Here is a 19143-nt window from a genome sequence, read left to right as displayed (position 1 = left end):
GCGCAGGGGTCAGAGGTCGCGAATCAGAAAGGGCCTCAGGCATCGGCATCATCCTTGTCACAGGGAGGAAAACAGAAGATGCCGGGCCTGACCGAGGGATGTGTCTGCTGGGTTGGGCTTATCTGACCTATTTAGTCAGTTATTGCAATGGCCACGCGTTACCCGGTGCAACTGCCGGGCAGGATAGGGTGGCCGGGAAGCGACGGTCGTAGGACCGGCGCAGGCCCGGCGGCAGATCCAGACGTGGCCCTGTCCCACCGCAGCTGCAATGCGTCGCACTCAGCTGTGGTCTTTCAGCAGGCGTTGCTTCTGGCGCGACCAATCGCGTTTGGCCTCGGTCTCGCGCTTGTCGTGGTTCTTCTTGCCCTTGGCGATGCCGATCTTCACCTTGGCCAGACCGCGATGGTTGAAATACATCACCAGCGGCACCAGGGTCATCCCCTTGCGCTGGGTTGCATTCCAAAGGTTCGACAACTCCTTGCGCGACACCAGCAGCTTGCGGCGACGACGCTCCTCATGCTTGAACATCTTCGCCTGCTCGTAAGGCGCGATATAGGAGTTCACCAACCAGAGTTCGCCATCATCCACCGTCGCGTAGCTCTCGGCGATATTGGTACCGCCCGCGCGCAGGGATTTGACCTCGGATCCTTCCAGCAGGATCCCGCATTCCAGATCGTCCTCAATCGCATAGTCAAACCGCGCGCGGCGGTTCTCTGCGATCACTTTGTAATTCGGGTCTGATTTTTGCTTGGCCATGGGCGCAGATGTAAGCTGCCGGGGGGAGAGGTGCAAGATGGTGATGCAGCGGAGGATTGGCCCCCGCCCCACCGACCGGTTTCAGGTAGGCTGACGGCGACGGCTGCGCATCAGGGTAAAGCCGCCACTGATCACGATGACCGCGCTGCCCATCAGGGTCCAGAGGTCGGGGCGCTCGTGGAAGACCACCACCCCAAGCACCATGGCAAACACCAGCCGGGTGTAGCGGAAGGGAGCGATGACCGAAATCTCGCCGCTCCGCATGGCGCCGGTCAGGGCGTGATAGGCCACCACCCCCACCACGGTTGCAGCCACCAGACCGGCCCCGGTGGCGAGATCCGGCATCACCATCGGCGCGCCAAAGGGCTGCGCCAAGACCCCCGCGACGATCAGCATGGCAAATCCGACCAGCCCGAGATGCGCGTTCGACAGCCCGGCCGGAGCCGCGCGGGTGGCCAGATCGCGGCCTGCAAAGCCAAGCGTTCCCGCCACCGCAAAGAGCGAGGCCAGCTCAAACCCGCTGGCCCCCGGGCGCAGGATCATCAAGACGCCGACAAAACCCGCCGCAATCGCCAGCCAGCGGCGCAGGCCCACATGCTCGTTAAAGAAGACCACCGCGCCGGCAGCAACCACCAGCGGCGTCGCCTGCAGGATTGCGGAGGCCGAAGAAAGCGGCGTCAGCGCAATTGCCAGCGTGTAGCACAGCCGCCCTGCAACCTCGGCGACAGAGCGCAGCACAAGCGCGCGCGTGCAGAACACCGGGGTCCACAGGCGGTGCCCCTGTGCACGCGCCATGATGGCAAAGATCACCATGCCCCCGGCCCCGAACAGGATCAGGATCTGCCCGACCGGCAGGCTTCGGGCCGCGGATTTGATGAACATATCCTCCAGCGCAAAGGCGGCCATAGCGAGCACCATCAGGAGACTGCCGCGCAGAGTGTCCATGGATCAGATCGCTTTCGTAATAAGGCCGGTGGAAAACTCTCCGGCAATAGGTCAATGGAAACAGGGGCAAGACGCGCGCACCCCGGAGGGTCTGGCGCCTCGTCATCAATGCCACCAGCATTAGGCATCCTCTGCCCCGGCGACAAGCCGCGCCGCTGCGGCCAATTGATCCGGCTGCCGCTAGCCGCGAGAGGCCACGCGGCGGTAGTGGTGCATGTTCAAGAACGCAGCACCGCTGTCGCCACAGCGATAGCCATGTGGCTGATCCGCCGCAAAGCGCAGCCCCTGCCCGGTATCCAGCGCCACCCAATCGTCGCCCCGCAACACCTCCATCGCGCCCTCCAGCACGAAGACCTCTTCAGTCACGCCGCTGTCGTGGGGCTGGGACAGGTGGCATTGGCCGGGACGCAGGCTCACGTGAAAGGTCTCGGCCGCAAGCGCGGGATCAAAGGGAAACACCATCTTCACCGCGATCGAACCGGGAAACTGGACCGAGCGGAACACCCGCTCGCCGCTGGCGGCCAGATCCGGGGCTGCCGCCTCGCCGATCAGCGCGCTGAGCGGCAGATGAAACCCCTTGGCAATTTTCCACAGGGTGGCAATCGTCGGGCTTGATTCGCCGCGCTCGATCTGGCCCAGCATCGCCTTGCTGACGCCGGTGACCTCGGCAGCCCGTGACAGGCTTAGCCCTGCGCCCTGGCGAATGTCCCGCAAATTCAGAGTGATGCTATCTTCGCTCATGCCTGCTGCCCGTTGCTGGTCCGCCCGATGCGGATTGGTTCATGCCGCGCTTCAAAAACCTCTTGTGCGTTATAACGCACAAACGCTACTGTGCGCTATAACGCACAGCCCTGCGATCTCTAGCGGATCCGCCAGCTCAGGAAAACCCGGATGCTCAGCCCTTTGAAACTGTCGCATAGTGTTGCCGGCGCTGTTGCCGTGCTGCTGGGCTACACCGGATCTGTCGTGATCATCGCTCAGGCCAGCGGCGCCCCCGGCGCCAATCTGGCGCAGGCCGACAGCTGGATTCTGGTCTTGGTTATGGGCATGGGTGTGGGCATGGGGCTCAACAGCCTCGGCCTGTCGCTGATGTCCCGGATGCCGATCCTGACCGCCCGGTTCGCCACTCCGCCCCGCCAAAGCCTGCGAAAACCGGCAGAAACCACCAGATAATTACCGAAGACCGCCCCGACATGTTGCCTTTGTTGCGCAAATCGTGTCCCTGAGGGCAAAGACAAGGGAACCAGCCAGATGCCAATGTACCGATCCAGAACTTCCACCCATGGCCGCAATATGGCGGGCGCACGCGGATTGTGGCGCGCCACAGGGATGAAGGACGATGATTTCGGCAAGCCGATCATCGCCATCGTCAACTCCTTTACCCAGTTCGTACCCGGCCACGTCCACCTCAAGGATCTGGGCCAGATGGTCGCCCGCGAGGTCGAGGCGGCCGGCGGCGTCGCCAAGGAGTTCAACACCATCGCGGTGGATGACGGTATCGCCATGGGCCATGACGGGATGCTCTACTCGCTGCCCTCGCGCGAGGTGATCGCGGATTCCGTCGAATATATGGTCAACGCCCATTGCGCCGACGCCATGGTCTGCATCTCCAACTGCGACAAGATCACTCCCGGCATGCTGATGGCAGCGATGCGGCTGAATATCCCGGCGATCTTCGTTTCCGGTGGACCGATGGAAGCGGGCAAGATCGACATTGCCGATCTCGACGCCAAGAAGATCGACCTCGTCGATGCGATGGTTGCGGCGGCCAACGAGAACCTCACCGATGAGCAGGTGCAGCATATCGAGGAAAACGCCTGCCCCACCTGCGGCTCCTGCTCCGGGATGTTCACCGCCAACTCGATGAACTGTCTGGCCGAGGCGCTGGGTCTGGCGCTGCCGGGCAATGGCTCGACACTGGCCACCCACGCCGACCGCAAACACCTGTTCCTTGAGGCGGGCCGCAAGATCGTCGACATCACCAAGCGCCACTACGTGGGCGAGGAGAAAGGCCTGCTGCCGCGCGAAATCGCCACCTTTGATGCGTTTGAAAACGCCATGAGCCTCGATATCGCCATGGGCGGGTCGACCAATACGGTGCTGCACCTCCTGGCCATCGCCAATGAAGGCAAGGTCGATTTCACCATGACCGATATGGACCGCCTGTCGCGCAAGGTGCCGTGCCTGTGCAAGGTCGCACCGAACACCGAAAACGTTCATATGGAAGACGTCCACCGCGCCGGTGGCATCTTCTCCATCCTGGGTGAGCTCAGCCGCGCGGGACTGTTGCATGACCATTGCGCCACCGTCCACTCCAGCTCCATGGGCGAGGCAATCGCCAAATGGGACATCAAGGTTGCCAACAACCCCGAGGCCGAAGAGCTGTTCAAGGCCGCCCCCGGCGGCGTGCGCACCACCGAAGCGTTTTCGCAGTCCAACCGCTACAAGGAGCTGGACACCGACCGTGCAGGCGGGGTGATCCGCTCCAAGGAACATGCCTTCAGCCAGGACGGCGGTCTGGCGGTGCTGTTTGGCAATATCGCCCGCGACGGCTGCATCGTGAAAACCGCAGGGGTGGATGAAAACATCCTGAAATTCACCGGTTCGGCCTATGTCTGCGAAAGCCAGGATCAGGCGGTGAACGACATCCTGACCGGCAAGGTCAAGGAGGGTGACGTGGTGGTGATCCGCTATGAAGGCCCGCGCGGCGGTCCGGGGATGCAGGAAATGCTCTACCCGACCTCCTATCTGAAATCAAAAGGGCTGGGCAAAGCCTGCGCGCTTCTGACCGACGGGCGTTTTTCCGGCGGCACCTCCGGGCTGTCGATCGGCCATGTCTCGCCTGAGGCAGCTGAAGGCGGCACCATCGGCCTGGTGCACCAGGGCGACACCATCGAGATCGACATCCCCAACCGCACCATCCACCTGGCGGTCTCCGACGAGGAGCTGGCGACACGGCGCGCCGCCCAGGACGCAGCAGGCTGGAAACCGGTGAAGCCGCGCAAGCGCAAGGTCTCCACCGCGCTCAAAGCCTATGCCCTGCTGGCCACCTCCGCCGCAAAAGGCGCCGTGCGCGCCCTGCCCGACGACGAATAATCAGCGCTGTCAGTTAGTCCGCTTTTGAAGACCCCGGCATCTTGGATGTCGGGGCTTTTTCTTTCATAGAGATCCAGCCCTACTCGACCCAACGCGGCACCGCAGGAGATCCGACATGACCATTTGGCGCCCGGCCCAGTCCATTCGCGTGAAAACCATTGGTCTGCCCTGGCGCGATGGCCGTTTCCTCGCGGCGGAGGTGCCCGATGACAGCGGCCGGACCAAAGGCGTCCGTCCCTTGGGTGGTACCGTTGAATTTGGCGAAACCTGGCAACAGGCGCTGCGACGGGAGTTTCAGGAAGAGCTCGCTGTGGAAATCACCATCATCGGCGCGCCGGTGGTGCTGGAAAACATCTATCGGCACGAAGGCCAGACCGGCCATGAAATCATCTTCGCCGCGCAGGTCACCTGGCCAGAGACCCCGCATCTGGCAGGCGATACGATTGAGTTCTACGAAGACAACGGCCTGAAATCTATTGCCAGATGGGTGCATCCTGATGCGCTGGAGACTGGCGGGATTGAGTTGTTTCCAACCGGATTGCAAGCCCAGCTGCAAGAACTGGGGTCCCCGGCCCGCGCATAAGGCACAAAACCCCTCACCTTTCCCGAAATACTCCCGCCGGAGGCGCGCCGCGCCAGCGGCGCCACGCCCAACCGGGACAAGATCATGTCAATGATTGCAGCTCGGGCGGGAGCTGATGGTCGGGTGTGACCTACTCGCCCAGTTTGGCATGCACCTCATCGAGGTCGATCTCGCCGATGGGCATCTTGTTGGCGGGGTTTTCAAAATCGTATTTGAACACCTCGAAATCGCGCTTGTAGATCTCATAGACCAGGTGCATCGACAGATCGTCAAAGTACTCCTCGACCGGATGCGCCCGCTTGGGACCGTGACCTTCGCTTTCGTTGAAGCGCGGGATCTGCGCCAGATCGACCCGATGCGGCGTCTCGATGGCGTCCAGTACATCCTGCATGCCCTCATTGAAGGCTTCGGTCCAGATCACCTTGTCGTAGCGCCCGCCGTTGCAGATGAAGGTGGAAACATGGCCCGAGGTTGCGGACCAGTGGATATCGGGATCCATCGGGCGGCGAAACTTCACCGTGTCGCGGACAAACAGCAGGAAACGGCGAAAGCTCTTGATCTGGTCAAAGGGCTGCTTGCCATCGTCACCGCCCACTTCTATCCCGTAGTCATAGGTGAGCCGCGGCACCAGATTGCCCCGGTAGCGTTTGCCATTGCGCTGGATGCCGCAAATCTTGTCGAAGAAGGAACTCAGCACGCGCGTGTAAGGGTTGCGCACGCAGGTGAACGCATAGGATTTCTGCGACTGCACATTGCCGGTAATCAGCGGCTGGCTGTCCGGCAGAGCCCATTTATGCAGCCCGCTGGTGGCATCATGGATATCGCCATCGAAGAACCGGCCATGATCTGAGTAATACATGATCTGACCAATGGTCGAGCAGGCACATTTGGGCACCACGCGGTAGACCACGCTTTCGCTCTCTGTCATCCAAGTGCCCGGAAATCCCATTCTTGCTCTCCCAGTCCGATGCGCTGCAATAGGCGCCATCTGCCAGCCTAGTCGTTAAAAGCTAAATAATGCGGTTTATTCAGTGAGAATTCGTCAGTATCAAGGAAACAATCAATCAAAATAAGACCCCGGGGCGTCGTCATGGCAAAAATCGCATATGTTCTGCTGTGCCATAAGGACCCAGAGGCGATTATCCAGCAGGCAGAGCAACTGACTGCCGCCGGGGATTACATGGCGATCCACTTCGATGGCCGGTCTCCGACGCGTGATTTCCAGCAAATCCGAGCCGCGCTGAAGGACAACCCGAATGTCTGCTTTGCCCGCAAGCGGGTCAAATGCGGCTGGGGCGAATGGTCTTTGGTTCAGGCGACGCTCCACGCGCTTGAAAGCGCCGTCGCCACCTTCCCTCGGGCGACGCATTTCTACATGGTGTCCGGCGACTGCATGGCGATCAAGACGGCCGAATACGCGCGCCAGCTGCTGGACGCGCAGGATTGCGATTACATCGAGAGCTTCGATTTTTTTGAAAGCGACTGGATCAAGACCGGCATGAAGGAAGACCGGCTGATCTATCGCCATATCTTCAACGAACGCAGGAACAAACGCCTCTTTGATCTGAGCCACATGGTGCAGAAACGGCTGGGCCTGACGCGCGTCCTGCCCGAGGATATGCAGATCCAGATCGGCAGCCAGTGGTGGTGCCTGCGCCGCCGCACCGTGGAATGGATCCTGGCGTTCCTGAAGGACCGCCGCGATGTGCTGCGGTTCTTTCGCACCACCTGGATCCCGGATGAGACCTTCTTTCAGACATTGGTGCGCCATCTGGTTCCCGCCAGGGAGATCGAGAGCCGCACGCTGACATTGCTGATGTTCTCTGACTACGGAATGCCGGTCCAGTTCTACAACGACCATTACGACATGCTGATGGGGCAGGATTTTCTCTTTGCCCGCAAGATCAGCCCCGAGGCACAGGAGCTGAAATCCCGGCTCGGCGCGCTTTATGCCGCACAGGGGGTTGAGTTTCAGATCTCCAACGAGGGTCGTAAGCTCTATGAGTTTCTGACCAAACGCGGACGCAACGGGCTGCGCTTTGCCCCCCGTTTCTGGGAAACCGAAAGCACGCTCGGGCGCAACCGCGAATTGCTGATCATCACCTGCAAGAAATGGCATGTGGCCAAACGTCTGATCGAGCGGCTGCGTGAGGTCAGCAACATCCCGGCGCTCGCCTATCTGTTTGACGAAGAAGGCACCGAGATGCCCGACCTCGGCGGTATCGAGGCGACGTTATGGAAACGCACCCGCCACCGCCGCGCGCTGGTTCGGATGCTGTTTGACTATTATGAGACCGACCGGCTGGTGATCTGCCTTGACCCTTCGGCGTTGGAGCTGATGCAGGATTTCTGCGCGGACCGGGCGGTGACACGTCTGCTACAGATCGAATGCTACCTGAGCGACGATTATCTCACCGGTCATGCCGAACGCATTGGTCTGGCCGGTCAACAAACCTCAGCCGCCGCACTGGAGCGGCTGCTGCCGACGATCCGCAACGATATCCAGCATGAATCCGACCGCATCCGCGATGTGGGATTTGATCACCTCAGCCTGATCCGCGAAAGCGACAGTGACGAGCAGATCGCCGAACAGCTGATGCCGTTTCTGGCGCTGGACCATGACGCCGCATTGAGCCTTGCCCGGACCGAGCATCTGTTCTCTGACTAGGGGGCCATCTGGGGCTGCGCAGTCGGCAGCCCCGCTTGTCCTGCGCTATTTCTGCTTCCAGCTGTCCAGCCAGCGGCGCAACCGGCCACGGCGTTCCGACAGCGCATCGCCGGCAGCATAGAGACTGTCTTCGACATTCTCGACCATCGGGTCGATGCGCGCCCGGCGGAAACGGCGCCAGCGCACATATATCGCCCAGACCACTGCTGCCAGCAGCGTGAGGAAGATGATGTTGAACCAGTTCAACTGGGTATGATCCGGGCCGTCAACCGGTTTGACCGCAACCGCGTTGGGAAAGATCGACAGGAATTCATTGCGCCAGCCATAGTGGCGGACCAGCACCCACTGCGGGTCTGATTTGGTGGACGCGAGATCGGTCAGCTCGGCCTGAAGATTGGAGCTGTCCAGCTTGAAATACGGCGGCCAGCCCCAGCCGGTGTCCTCGTTGCGATAGACGATGGGGCGACCATTGGGAAAGAAAGCCTCGACAAAGCGCACGTCGCGGTTGACGCTGGTCGCGCTTTCCTGCGCGGTATCCTGCTGTGCCCAGAAGATCGAGTTTTCACCAAAATCGACCCGGCGCACCTCGGTCTTGACCACGCGCACCACGTCGTTCTGCGGCAGCGTGTAATGCAGAAAGGCCCCCGCCAGCAGCCAGAAGGTGAGAATGAATACCCATTTTACGTAACGCATCAGCGACCTCACATGAAATTCATGACATAAACCAGAAGCGCAATGGCCCCCAGCGGCACGATATAGACCAGCAGGATCAGCCTGCGCCGCAGCGAGCGGTCATATTGGTGCAGCCCGCGCTGGATGAAGGCGGAACGGTCTCCGGTCAACCCCTTCTCGGTCCAGCGGCGTTTCAGCTTGGCCCGACGTACCTCGCGCGAGTAGAGCGACACCAGCGCATAGATGACCGTCAGCACCACAAGAAGGATCGCCATCAGGCGAATGAAGGCAAACATCAGCGCCGCCCCCGCGTATTGCCCCGGCGACCTACCGCCCCCCAGGGGCCGACCCGCTCGACCAGACGATCCGGGGAAGGCGCCTGCTCGCCCCCCCGACGGCGGGCCTCGACCGCAGGGCTGCGACCGCTCATATCCGGCTCATGGCCAAAGAGAGCAGCCCGCGCGCCGGCCTTGTCCACGGCATATTCCCGCGCAAGGAAGGTCACGACGTGATCCTTCTTGTTCTCTGGCCAGCCGCGATACTGCTTATAGAACGCCTCCTTGTGGCAGATGAATAGCTGGCGGAAATCCAGCGGGGTCAGCTCTGCCAGCAGCATGTTGACCAGATCGCGATCCGGCGTATTGGTTGCCCGCAGGCAATAGAAATAGGCGGGATGGTCCGATTTGATCTGGGGCCATGCGCCGCCGCTATCTGCCCAGCGGACCATGGCCGCCATGCCCTCGAACTCCGCAGGCAGATCACTGGCGTGACGCGCTGCCAGCCGCCGCAGATCGCTGCGCGACAGGCCGGAGAGGTCCATGCCCTTATCCGCCAGAACACTGATCGCCAGAAATCCCATCTTCTGGCGCAGGATGGCCGCGCCATCGACGCCGCGTGCGCGGATGATCGGCTCCACCAGCCCGTTCAGCTCCAGAAACTTGGCAATGGCGTTCTTCTGGCCAAGGTCGAACACATGGTCCAGCGGCACGCCCTCGGGCTTGGCGCCGCTGGCGATCACCGCCGGGTGCTCCACCCTCTGAAACACGTAAAGCCCGCCGAAATGCGCGGTCCAGAAATTCTGCTGCTCAAACACCTCATGCTTCAGCCGCACCGGGTTGCGGGTAACATCGCCGGTTTTTTCCGCCGTCTCGATCATCTCGGCGATCAGCGCGTCATCGAACCAGCCGTCTTCCTCACTCTTGAACCGCTCCACCAGCTCCGCCAGCCGATCCGCCTGCCGCAGCGTGGCCCGCGTGGTGTCGGCCTCGATCCGCACCTGACGGATATCGAACAATTTGGCCGGGGTCGTGACCTCGAAGACCGAATTCACCAGCTCGCCCGCCACTGCATCCGTGGCTGTCAGTGCAAAAAGCTGGCTTTCATTGGCGGCAATGAACCGGCGCAGAATGTCCCGGCTGGTGGAGAATTTCACATTCAGGAGCGGGCAGCGTTTCTGTTCAGTGCTGAGCAGGATGAACTGCCGGTTCACGCCCGCATGGTTCAGATAGTGATCATCCCCCAGCTCATCGCCCACCTCCGGCGAGTAGCCGGAGATATCGACGTGGAAATCGGTGAGGCTCGTGGTCTTGCCCGTCAGATGCTTCAGCGCGCGATTATACCGCTCCACCAGCGCGGGCGAGGCCACATGGAAAAGATTGCCGAACATCAGACCGTTTTGGATGAGGCGTTTCAATCAACCAATCCTTTCGAGAAAATTCGCTGGGTTCATTGGGTCGCTTGCATCATCGGACCAGATATTGTCATCGACAAACCTGTTAATGGCATGGTGCAAATCAGTGAAGCCAATGCTACTAAGTCTCGCGAGCTGATCTTCGGGCAAAGCGTCCCACAAGTTACTGATCTGCTGGGTAAGGCCAGCTATTTTGAGATAAGGCGCGATGGATCCTCTAAGGAGTGACTGACCGCCAAGATCCAGATCTTCATTCCTGATGTAAAAGTCTGTCACAGCATCCTTATTTCGAAAGATATGGATATCGATGTCCTCTGCGGCACGTCGCTCAAATAGCTTCTCGTTATGCGCATCATTCATCCCAAACAGGTCGCCTGCACGGCTTTCTAAATCGAGCAAGTCAGACAAAGATTTTAGCTGTACATTCAGCAGCTTTCGCGAGCGCTCACCTTGTCTGTCCTCTAACTCTGCAGCAAAGACAGCGGCTTGTTTTTGCAGAAGCTTCACCTGTTCACTTTGCGCGTCAGCCATCCGCTCAAACTCTTCTCGCTGCTCGCGGAGTTCGGTAGCTTGCAACAACACAGTCGCAATAAGCCAAACGAAAGCTAACACACCGGCCAAACCTGCGAGCGTATCACCAACTTCATTTGGAGGAGCCACCAGCAGGTGCCTCCATTTCGGAGGGCAGTCGCCTTTTGGAAAAAGAATCTCATTGCATGTACTTGCTAGTCCGAACCAAAGAATGAGACAGACAAAAGCTAGCGTCACCAAACATGCCCACATGATTGGGTTTTGCAGTCTCCAAAAGGCACGCGGGCTTTTCTCAGCCATTTAAGCCTCCCCGCCCGAGGCGCTTGCGGTTCGGGTAGCGCCCGTCCGCCCCCATGGGCGGGCGCCATGCTTCCGCCCGCGGGCGGACTCTGCCCTTCTGTGGAGAAGAATGCTCACCCCTTCCCCTCCAGATACCGCCGCTTGGCCTCTTCCTGCCGCCCGAAATCGCGCACCATGTTCTCAATCGCCACCTCATCCGACTTGTCGGCATAGCGGAATTCGCTGTCGGCGTAGCGGTTTATCTCCTGCACCACCATGTCGACGGTGATCGGCACCCGCAGTTCGGCAATCATCGCAGATTTGATCTCGTAATCCTTGAACAGGAACAGCTCCGGATTCTCCATCCAGTCATCCGGCAGCTCGAAATCCATCGCGCGGACCTTGACCGCATCGGTGATGTTCTTGATGGCACGGCCGGTAAACCGATCATCCGCCTGCTGGATTGCCTTCAGATAGGTGCCCAGCTTGGTAAGGCTGTCCAATTCGCCGATCTGGTCATGCACCCGGCCAAAGACCTCCATCAGCCCCGGCTCCTGCGGGCGGTTGTGCGCCTCGAACGACCGTGCAACGGCCTGTTTGATCTCCTGCGCACCGTAAAGGTCATGGTCGCCCAGCGGAATGCTGTGGTTCTTGCCCATCAGGAGGGTCAGGATGTCGATGTAATCCTCCCGCGTCTGCGGCCCGTCCACCAGGAACCGCGCGCCGGCCCGCTGCCGCAGGGCGTCGTCCACATTTTCCGGGTAGTTGGAGAACATGCCAAAGGTGCAGTTGCCGCGCACCACGGTATTGGCGCCGGCAAAGGCCTCCATGAACACCGCCGTCACCTCCTGCTGGCCCGCGCTGGACTGTCGGTCGCCGCGTTTCCCTGCGATCTGGTCGATGTCGTCGATGGTGCCAAAGCCGATGACATGCGGGTCGATCACATTCTGGATGAAGGATTTGGCGTTCTGGCCCGACTTGCCCTGATAGCTGTCGATATTGTCGATGCCGAAATTCTGGTAGCGGAAGGCATAGCCTGCGTTCTGGCAATAATCATGGATGAGGCCGGCCATCATCTGAATGAGCGTCGTCTTACCCGTCCCGGGCTTGCCATCCCCCATGAAGGTGAAGATGAAGCCGCCCATCTCGGCAAACGGGTTCAAACGGCGGTCGAAATCATAGGCCATCAGCATCTTGGAGAGTCTTAAGGCCTGGTACTTGGCGATATGGTTGCCGACCACCTCATGCGGCTTCTTGAACGCCATGGTGAGCGTTGTGGACTTTGCCTTCGCCGCCGGTTCAAAGCCGCTGATGGTCAGGTCATCCGCCTCCACCCGCCAGTCCGCAGCGGTGAACGCTTCCAGCCGCGGCGCGTTCTGGGCGCGCAAGGCCGCCTTTTCCATCAGCTGCTCGGCATAGGCGGCCGTGGCCGCGATCAGATGCGCATCATCGGGGGCATGCAGCGCCAGTTTCTGGTCCAGCTCCCACAGTGCCCCGTGCAGGGCCAGCGGCGCGTTATCCGTCAACAGCTCCTCCGCCTCGCCCACCTCGGCCTGTGCCTCGGACCCGTGCGGTGCCAGCAGATAGGCCGCGGCATTGGCAAAGACATGCGCCGCAATCAGCGCCTCGGCGGCCAGCAGTTCGGTGAACTCCCCCTTGCGCGCCGCGTCCAGCGACCCCGCCAGATTGGCCCGCTTCAGATCCGCCAATCCGGACACATCCGCATAGGCCTCCCCCATCGCCAGGGAGACCGCCAGAGCCCGGCGCAAGGCATGCTGCAAGGTCGCCTGCAGCGGCGAGGTCAGCGGATCATCGTCATCCGCCGCCTCGATGCGGGCAATCAGATGCACGCCCTCAGGGCGCGCGGTGGAGCGTGTGACCAGCCCCGGCGTGGTAGAGCGGAAGCGCCGCCGCGTGCCAATCCCGGCTGAGCGCTCCGGCGCCTTGCCCTCTGCCTGCGGTTTGGCAATGCGCGGGGTGTGATCAAACCCCTCCAGCATCGCTGCCGCAGCCGCGTAATGCTTGCGGATATCCTCTTCCCGCAGTTCCATCTGGTTGCCTGAAATGCTCATCTCACCCTCTCAATCCGTCGCTTGCGGGCCTAAAATCCAACCCGCGCTTCTTCTGGCCATAAAATATCCCCGCCGGAGGCTCCCGCACTCACGGCTCGCGCAGCCGCTCAATACCGCAGCACCTGCCCCGCCTCGCTCACTACGAACTTCTGCACGTCGGAAAATCCCGGCGGGTCCAGCTCTGCCAGCACCTGGAACGGGCGCTGCGGCAGGATGATGGCGCGCTGGGTGCGGGTCGCGCCGGTATCCGCGCCGCGGCCGCCAAAGGGGTCAAGCGCAAAGATCTCACGTTCTACCGTGCCGAACCAGCCCGCGCGCTCCTCGCGCACGTCTTCGCTCTCCAGCTCCTCCAGCGTCCAGGCCAAGGCCCAGTCCTGGCCCGCGGGCGCCTCCGCCTCCTCCAGCACCCGGTGCAGCGGGCCGGACTGATCGGTATAGGCGGAGGAATACATCGGCCCCACATGGTAGCGGCGCAGATGCTTGGGGTGGAGGTCGTCGAAATCCTCGTCAAACCCCTTGGCAATGGTCACCAGCTTCAGCCCCGCCAAGGCCTGCGCCATCAGATGCGCCTGCACCTCGGGCCAGCGCCGTTCGTCCTTCGGCAGGGCCACCTTGCCGCTGTCCTCCAGCTCCATCAGGTAGATCACCGGCAGGTTCACCTGGCTGTCGTAGGCTGCCCAATGCAAGAGGAAGCGCCGACGGCGCGGGCCAAGGTTTTCCAGCCATTCGCAGACCGGATCATTTTGGGTCCAGAACAGCTGCCCCTTCATGAGCTCCTGATAATAAAGCCGTTGCGACAGAGCGAATTGCAGTTTTGATGGCGTTGTGCGCTCCGAGATGATGGTGCGCACCATATCGTCCTTCAGCTGCGCCTCACTGGCCATATTGGCCAGGTGCCGCTCCGCCTGCTGGGCGTCATTTGCCATGGTCATCAGCTCGGCGGCGACGGGAAATCCGCTGTCGCGCTTGTCCATCGCCAGGCTACCAAAAAAGCGGCCCGTGTCGCGCCCCGCCATCAGGTATTTCATCGACAGCGCGCGGAAGGTGAAGTTCAGCCGCATCAGGTAGGCGGTCAGCACCTTCACATCGGATTTCGACAGCCGCCCCTCCGCCTGCATCGCCGCCGCCACCCGGGTTAGGTGCCGGATGATGGTCTCGAACTTCTTGAAATACCGGCGTGAGGCGAAGGTATCGCTGAGGCCGGCGTGATCATGCGAGGGATCGGTCATGACAACCCTCCGGGATGCACAGCAGCCCGGATTGCGCCCGACCCGCCCCCCAGAGCGGGCGCGGAGTACGCCCACCCTCGGGCCGGGCGTGACCCTCTGTTGAATTTTCTGAACATCTCAATTCCAATACTGAGTGACACCAAGTGCCTAGCCATCCCGCTCCTTACGCAGATCCCAGGCAAATGCCGCAAACATCCCAGCCACTGCAACTAAAACCCAGCCCGCATAAGGGCCGCCAACAGCGAAGTAGAGAACAGCCAAAGTCCCAAAAATGACCGCCAGCACGCTCCACCAGAACCAATTCGGCGGCCACGGGACATTCAGGAACTCCAGCCAGTCCAAGCTCACCCCCCATACAGGTTCTTATCGTGCTTCTCGACAATCGCCGCGAACCGGCGGGCAAAGCGTTCATCGGCCTTGGCCTTCTTCTCCAGCACGTCGCGGGCAAACACCATGTTGTCCTCGTGGCTTTCCAGCATGTCGGCCATCTTCTGGTTGGTCGCGGTGCCGATCGCAGCCATTGCAGTCTGGGCTTCCTTGTCGGTCTGCACGCCAATCTCGTTGATCCGATGCGCCACATCCTGCTGCTGTGCGGTCTTCAGCGATTTGGTCAGCGCGTCATACAGCACCACCCGTTGCTGGGTGTCCGTCTGCAGCTTGTTGATCAGCACCATCTGCGTCGCCGCCTGGTTTTGCAGGGAGTCGACCCAGGTCTTGCCCTTCTCGATATAGCGCTCCAGCGTCTGGGATTTCGCCAGTTTTACCTGCTCGTCCTGCACCATCGCGTTGTATTTTGCGTTGATCTCCGCCAGCTCTGTCTCCAGCTTGGTGCGCGCGGCGGCGTCCTGCTCGACCGAGATCTTGTTTTCCAGCTCGATGATCTGGGGGTCCAGCGCCACGATCCGGGCGCGCACGCCTTCCAGCTCCTGCACCGTCAACTCGCGGTCGTCCAGAGTGGCCGAGAGGTTCACCTGTACCTTCTCGCGCTGCTCTTCCAGAGTGGCCAGCTGGCCCTCCAAGAGTTTCACGATGACGTCGGATTTGGCGATCAGATCCTGAAGCTTGTCGTCGATACTGGCGGTGCGCATCCGCTCCTGGCGCATCGAGTCCGATTTGCCCTTGGAGAAGAAGCCGACAAAGCTCTCCCAGCCGGTTTTCGAGCGCATCTCGTCGAAATCTCTGGAGAAGGCTGTTGTCACATCGTCGAGGCCCATGATCAGCTCGGCGATATTGGCGTTCATCACCTCGGTGTGGGCGTGAACATCCTCCAGCGTCGCGTTTTCGATGTCGATGCTGGCATCCTCGCCCGCCTCGATCTTGCTACGCGCCACCTCGATGCGCGAGGTCAGCGCCTCGATCTTGGATTGCGACTCACGCACCTTGTCCTGGGAGGCGCGTACCATCTCGTCAAATTGTGATTGGCTCATAAAGTGCCCTTTCTGCAATGTCTTATGTGTCATATGGGGAATGTGAACATAATTTACATCCCCCGGATAAAGAAAACCCGACTGCCATGCCGTCATCAGGCACCAGACATCAGGCCGGTTGGCGATAGTTTTGCAGAGCCACCCCGCAATGAAAAGACCGACCGGCTCCCCGATCGGTCTTTGACGTCAGATGACGCCCCTACCGTGCGGCATAGCAACTCAGACGGACTGAATTTTGGACAGCACCAGAAACGTCATCAGGCCAAAGGGCGGCAAGGGCTGATGATGCTCCACGGACAGATGATCTTCACCGAGGATCGTGTCGAGTTCAAAATCCGAATGCCAGCCCAGCACATTGGCAAAGGGCGCCGAAACCCGTTCAATGAAGGCCAGCACCCCCTGTTCGCGCAGAAAATGATTGGTGATGACAACCTTGCCCCCGGGCTTGAGGACACGGGCAATCTCGCCCATCACCTTCTCTGGATCGGGCACAACCGACAGGACATGCATGGCAGAAACGGTGTCGAAGGTGGCATCGGGGAAATCGAGCGCGCGCGCATCCATCTGGCGCAGTGCCTCGACATGATGCAGCTTGTTTTCGGCGACACGTTTTTTCGCCTTGCGCAGCATGTCTTCGCTGAAGTCGATACCGGTGACTTTCAGGTGGGATTTGTAGAGCGGCAGAGAGAGGCCGGTGCCAACGCCCACCTCCAGAACCCGACCGCTGCGATGTTCGTTGACGTACCCAACAGCGCGGCGGCGGCCGACATTGGTGATCGCCCCGAAGGTCTTGTCATAAACGGGCGCCCAACGGGCATACGACGTTTCAACAGCCTTTATATCCAATTCTCCACCCTTACTCTTTTATGCGCCGGTCTCCGGCGTTTTCCTCTTAACCAATCCCCAGGCCACCATCGCGGCATACCCAAGGCACAGGATCACCAACGTAATCCATGCGTAAATCAGGACGGCTGCCCCCGCAAAGGCAAAACCGACCAAGAAGTACTTCACGTTTTCGCGCGAAATTTTGACAGCCTTCAGCGACCAGGTTGGCACATGGCTGATCATAAGCAATCCAATGACAACCATGTGAAGGCAAATCAGAATGTCCGGGACCACCGGCGCGTCGGCGAAGGCAAATGAGATGAACATCGGCAGCATGGCCAGGAGCGCCCCCGCCGGAGATGGGACGCCTTCGAAATAGACGCTTTTTGCGGTGACTTTCTGCTCGGACTTGGTGGAGACATTAAAGCGCGCCAGACGCACCACGCAGCAGACCGAGAACACCAGCACCGCGAGCCAGCCGAGGCCGCGCATATCCTGCAATGCCCAATAGTAGATCACCAGCGGTGAGGCGACGCCGAAGTTGAGGAAATCCGCCAGCGAATCGAGCTCAGCGCCCATCTTGCTGTCGCTGCGCAGGATACGCGCCAGACGCCCGTCAAACCCGTCAAGGATCGCAGCCGCCAGGATCAGCTGAACCGCCAGCGTGTAATTGCCCTGCACCCCAAAGCGGATCGCAGACAGCCCCGCACAGATGGCCGCGATGGTCATCATGTTCGGCAACAGCTGGATCAGCGCATATTCGGATTTTCGCTTCTCCGGGGGGTGGTGCATGGCTGTGATATGTCCTTGTTCACGACCGGGATCCACCGCAGCCCCGCATAAGCCGGGAACCGGGCGTGATCGCTGGATCAGATGTCGCCTTAGCGCACATATGCCTCATGCCGGACGCCAGCGCAATCTTTGCGACACACCTGTCCGGTCTGACGGCAGGATCATCCGCCACCCGCAGCGAAGACGCGCGGCACCCCGCCGCTCGCAGATCGGGGGAGACCTTCGGAAGTGCGATGTGGCACCGTGCCTTGCACGGTGCCACGCCCAACTGGGACGGCCTCCCTTCGGGAGGCGGGGAGCAGGCGGGAGCACTCGCCTGCCGACAATATTTCAGCCCATCCAGCGCCTGGGTCAGCCGACGACGTTGAACTCCGGCCCATAGGGGTATTTGGTGATGTTCTCGTTGCCATCCTCGTGGATGATCAGGATGTCATGCTCACGGTAGCCGCCGGCGCCGGGCTGGCCGTCGGCAATGGTCAGCATCGGCTCCATAGAAATCACCATGCCCGGCTCCAGCACCGTGTCGATGTCCTCGCGCAGCTCCAGCCCGGCCTCGCGGCCATAGTAGTGCGACAGGACGCCGAACGAGTGACCATAGCCGAAGGTGCGGTATCGCAGCAGGTCCTGTTCCTCAAAGAAGGCATTGATCTGATGAGTGATCTCCGCACAGCTTGTCCCCGGTTTCAAGAGCGAGATGCCCAGCTCATGAGCCGCCACATTGGCCTCCCAGATGCGCAGCGAGTCGGCATCCACCTCCTTTACAAACATGGTCCGCTCCAGCGCGGTGTAATATCCTGAAATCATCGGGAAAGTATTCAGAGAAAGGATATCTCCGCGCTGCAGGGTGCGACCGGTCACCGGGTTATGGGCGCCATCGGTGTTGATGCCGGACTGGAACCAGACCCAGGTATCGCGGTATTCGGCATCCGGGAAACGCTTGGCAATCTCCAGCTCCATCGCGTCACGGCCCGCCATCGCCACGTCAATCTCCCGCGCACCTTCCCTGACCGCGTCGCGGATGGCAAAGCCGCCGACGTCCGCCACCGCAGCACCGGCCCGGATCATCTCCAGTTCTGCAGCGGATTTGCCCATCCGCTGGCGCATGGTCGGCTCATAAAGGTCCACCAGCTGCGACGGCTTCAGGAACCCTTCCAGCTTGGCCTTCTGCAGCAGGGTCAGGTGGTCGCTCTCATAGCCGACCACCACGCCCTCGCCGCTTACCGACTTGATGGCACGCCAGAAATTGTCACGCTGCCAGTCGGTATAGGTGATGTTGTCGCAGAACGAACGGCGCCAGGGCTGGCCCGCGTCGATACCTGCCGAGATGGTTACGGCTTCGCTTGCGGTCACCACCAGACCGTAGGGGCGGCCAAAGGCGCAATAGGTGAAGCCCGAATAATAAGAGATGTTGTGCATCGAGGTGAAGACCGCGGCGGACACACCGGTGTCTGCCATGATCTTGCGCAGGCCTGCGATCCGCGTCTCATATTCGGAAACGGCAAATTGCAGCGGCGCCTTCTCACCATTGTGAAAACGATACATTTCAGGACGTGAAGTCATAGTCGACCCTTCCATCTT

18 protein-coding genes and 1 pseudogene are annotated in these 19143 nt (G+C 60.7%); 4 read left to right on the top strand and 15 right to left on the bottom strand.

Features of this window, described 5'->3' with window-relative positions:
• Nucleotides 1–279: 279 nt before the first annotated feature.
• From smpB to VWY34_RS19120, 3 genes are all read right to left on the bottom strand, one after another.
• Nucleotides 280–756 carry an SsrA-binding protein SmpB gene (smpB, locus tag VWY34_RS19130; RefSeq protein ID WP_340546776.1) on the bottom strand — a complete coding sequence of 159 codons (477 nt, stop codon included), beginning with the start codon at nt 754–756 and terminating at the stop codon, nt 280–282.
• A gap of 81 nt (nt 757–837) precedes the next feature.
• A complete protein-coding gene (locus VWY34_RS19125) occupies nt 838–1701 on the bottom strand; it encodes a DMT family transporter (protein WP_340546775.1) in 864 nt (287 codons plus the stop codon).
• A 180-nt stretch (nt 1702–1881) separates the two neighbouring features.
• The gene (locus VWY34_RS19120; RefSeq protein WP_416535285.1) at nt 1882–2442 is read right to left on the bottom strand and encodes a helix-turn-helix domain-containing protein; all 561 of its coding nucleotides are present in this window, start codon (nt 2440–2442) and stop codon (nt 1882–1884) included.
• A 150-nt stretch (nt 2443–2592) separates the two neighbouring features.
• Here VWY34_RS19120 and VWY34_RS19115 point away from each other — a divergent pair.
• From VWY34_RS19115 to VWY34_RS19105, 3 genes and pseudogenes are all read left to right on the top strand, one after another.
• A pseudogene (locus tag VWY34_RS19115) lies at nt 2593–2832 on the top strand (benzoate/H(+) symporter BenE family transporter); the annotation flags it as partial.
• Between the two features lie 120 nt (nt 2833–2952).
• The gene (gene ilvD, locus VWY34_RS19110) at nt 2953–4797 is read left to right on the top strand and encodes a dihydroxy-acid dehydratase (RefSeq protein ID WP_416537426.1); all 1845 of its coding nucleotides are present in this window, start codon (nt 2953–2955) and stop codon (nt 4795–4797) included.
• A 115-nt stretch (nt 4798–4912) separates the two neighbouring features.
• Nucleotides 4913–5380 carry an NUDIX hydrolase gene (locus VWY34_RS19105; RefSeq protein ID WP_416545254.1) on the top strand — a complete coding sequence of 156 codons (468 nt, stop codon included), beginning with the start codon at nt 4913–4915 and terminating at the stop codon, nt 5378–5380.
• Between the two features lie 130 nt (nt 5381–5510).
• On the opposite strand, the gene VWY34_RS19100 is transcribed toward VWY34_RS19105, so the two are convergent.
• Nucleotides 5511–6329, bottom strand: coding sequence for a sulfotransferase family protein (locus VWY34_RS19100; RefSeq protein ID WP_416545252.1), 819 nt, complete (start codon nt 6327–6329; stop codon nt 5511–5513).
• Nucleotides 6330–6470: 141 nt separating this feature from the next.
• On the opposite strand from VWY34_RS19100, the gene VWY34_RS19095 reads away from it, so the two are divergent.
• The gene (locus VWY34_RS19095; RefSeq protein WP_416545250.1) at nt 6471–8048 is read left to right on the top strand and encodes a DUF5928 domain-containing protein; all 1578 of its coding nucleotides are present in this window, start codon (nt 6471–6473) and stop codon (nt 8046–8048) included.
• 45 nt (nt 8049–8093) lie between these two features.
• Here the strand turns inward: VWY34_RS19095 and VWY34_RS19090 are convergent, their stop codons facing one another.
• The 11 genes from VWY34_RS19090 to VWY34_RS19040 all read right to left on the bottom strand — a co-directional run bounded on the left by VWY34_RS19090 (nt 8094) and on the right by VWY34_RS19040 (nt 19125).
• Nucleotides 8094–8741: a DUF1523 family protein gene (locus tag VWY34_RS19090; RefSeq protein ID WP_416545248.1), complete on the bottom strand. Its 648-nt coding sequence runs from the start codon at nt 8739–8741 to the stop codon at nt 8094–8096.
• Between the two features lie 8 nt (nt 8742–8749).
• Nucleotides 8750–9016, bottom strand: a complete 267-nt coding sequence (locus VWY34_RS19085) for a hypothetical protein (protein ID WP_416535291.1) — start codon at nt 9014–9016, stop codon at nt 8750–8752.
• Nucleotides 9016–10413: a DUF6638 family protein gene (locus VWY34_RS19080; protein ID WP_416545246.1), complete on the bottom strand. Its 1398-nt coding sequence runs from the start codon at nt 10411–10413 to the stop codon at nt 9016–9018. Before VWY34_RS19080 ends, VWY34_RS19085 begins: the two co-directional genes overlap by 1 nt.
• Entirely contained in the window at nt 10414–11241 is an 828-nt protein-coding gene (locus VWY34_RS19075; protein WP_260101100.1) for a hypothetical protein, read from the bottom strand. It lies immediately after the preceding gene.
• A 113-nt stretch (nt 11242–11354) separates the two neighbouring features.
• A complete protein-coding gene (locus tag VWY34_RS19070) occupies nt 11355–13292 on the bottom strand; it encodes an ATP-binding protein (RefSeq protein ID WP_416545244.1) in 1938 nt (645 codons plus the stop codon).
• A 107-nt stretch (nt 13293–13399) separates the two neighbouring features.
• Entirely contained in the window at nt 13400–14521 is a 1122-nt protein-coding gene (locus tag VWY34_RS19065) for a hypothetical protein (RefSeq protein ID WP_416545242.1), read from the bottom strand.
• A 147-nt stretch (nt 14522–14668) separates the two neighbouring features.
• Nucleotides 14669–14863 carry a hypothetical protein gene (locus VWY34_RS19060; RefSeq protein ID WP_416545240.1) on the bottom strand — a complete coding sequence of 65 codons (195 nt, stop codon included), beginning with the start codon at nt 14861–14863 and terminating at the stop codon, nt 14669–14671.
• Nucleotides 14864–14865: 2 nt separating this feature from the next.
• Nucleotides 14866–15948, bottom strand: coding sequence for a hypothetical protein (locus VWY34_RS19055; RefSeq protein ID WP_416545238.1), 1083 nt, complete (start codon nt 15946–15948; stop codon nt 14866–14868).
• Between the two features lie 219 nt (nt 15949–16167).
• Nucleotides 16168–16794 carry a class I SAM-dependent methyltransferase gene (locus VWY34_RS19050; RefSeq protein WP_340546762.1) on the bottom strand — a complete coding sequence of 209 codons (627 nt, stop codon included), beginning with the start codon at nt 16792–16794 and terminating at the stop codon, nt 16168–16170.
• Nucleotides 16795–16812: 18 nt separating this feature from the next.
• The gene (locus VWY34_RS19045; protein WP_260079953.1) at nt 16813–17565 is read right to left on the bottom strand and encodes a CDP-alcohol phosphatidyltransferase family protein; all 753 of its coding nucleotides are present in this window, start codon (nt 17563–17565) and stop codon (nt 16813–16815) included.
• A 351-nt stretch (nt 17566–17916) separates the two neighbouring features.
• A complete protein-coding gene (locus VWY34_RS19040) occupies nt 17917–19125 on the bottom strand; it encodes an aminopeptidase P family protein (RefSeq protein WP_416545236.1) in 1209 nt (402 codons plus the stop codon).
• Between the last annotated feature and the right edge of the window lie 18 nt (nt 19126–19143).

Source organism: Phaeobacter sp. JH20_02 (assembly GCF_048056915.1).
GTDB lineage: Bacteria > Pseudomonadota > Alphaproteobacteria > Rhodobacterales > Rhodobacteraceae > Phaeobacter > Phaeobacter bryozoorum.
This window is presented reverse-complemented; position numbering and strand designations above follow the sequence as displayed.

What these genes read in the sequence shown, in the direction of transcription:
- VWY34_RS19090 (WP_416545248.1), bottom strand. Translation starts at nt 8,741, where the DNA reads ATGCGTTACGTAAAATGGGTATTCATTCTCACCTTCTGGCTGCTGGCG.
- VWY34_RS19065 (WP_416545242.1), bottom strand. Translation starts at nt 14,521, where the DNA reads ATGACCGATCCCTCGCATGATCACGCCGGCCTCAGCGATACCTTCGCC.
- VWY34_RS19095 (WP_416545250.1), top strand. Translation starts at nt 6,471, where the DNA reads ATGGCAAAAATCGCATATGTTCTGCTGTGCCATAAGGACCCAGAGGCG.
- VWY34_RS19085 (WP_416535291.1), bottom strand. Translation starts at nt 9,016, where the DNA reads ATGTTTGCCTTCATTCGCCTGATGGCGATCCTTCTTGTGGTGCTGACG.
- ilvD (WP_416537426.1), top strand. Translation starts at nt 2,953, where the DNA reads ATGCCAATGTACCGATCCAGAACTTCCACCCATGGCCGCAATATGGCG.
- VWY34_RS19075 (WP_260101100.1), bottom strand. Translation starts at nt 11,241, where the DNA reads ATGGCTGAGAAAAGCCCGCGTGCCTTTTGGAGACTGCAAAACCCAATC.
- VWY34_RS19100 (WP_416545252.1), bottom strand. Translation starts at nt 6,329, where the DNA reads ATGGGATTTCCGGGCACTTGGATGACAGAGAGCGAAAGCGTGGTCTAC.
- VWY34_RS19120 (WP_416535285.1), bottom strand. Translation starts at nt 2,442, where the DNA reads ATGAGCGAAGATAGCATCACTCTGAATTTGCGGGACATTCGCCAGGGC.
- smpB (WP_340546776.1), bottom strand. Translation starts at nt 756, where the DNA reads ATGGCCAAGCAAAAATCAGACCCGAATTACAAAGTGATCGCAGAGAAC.
- VWY34_RS19055 (WP_416545238.1), bottom strand. Translation starts at nt 15,948, where the DNA reads ATGAGCCAATCACAATTTGACGAGATGGTACGCGCCTCCCAGGACAAG.
- VWY34_RS19125 (WP_340546775.1), bottom strand. Translation starts at nt 1,701, where the DNA reads ATGGACACTCTGCGCGGCAGTCTCCTGATGGTGCTCGCTATGGCCGCC.
- VWY34_RS19070 (WP_416545244.1), bottom strand. Translation starts at nt 13,292, where the DNA reads ATGAGCATTTCAGGCAACCAGATGGAACTGCGGGAAGAGGATATCCGC.
- VWY34_RS19045 (WP_260079953.1), bottom strand. Translation starts at nt 17,565, where the DNA reads ATGCACCACCCCCCGGAGAAGCGAAAATCCGAATATGCGCTGATCCAG.
- VWY34_RS19105 (WP_416545254.1), top strand. Translation starts at nt 4,913, where the DNA reads ATGACCATTTGGCGCCCGGCCCAGTCCATTCGCGTGAAAACCATTGGT.
- VWY34_RS19040 (WP_416545236.1), bottom strand. Translation starts at nt 19,125, where the DNA reads ATGACTTCACGTCCTGAAATGTATCGTTTTCACAATGGTGAGAAGGCG.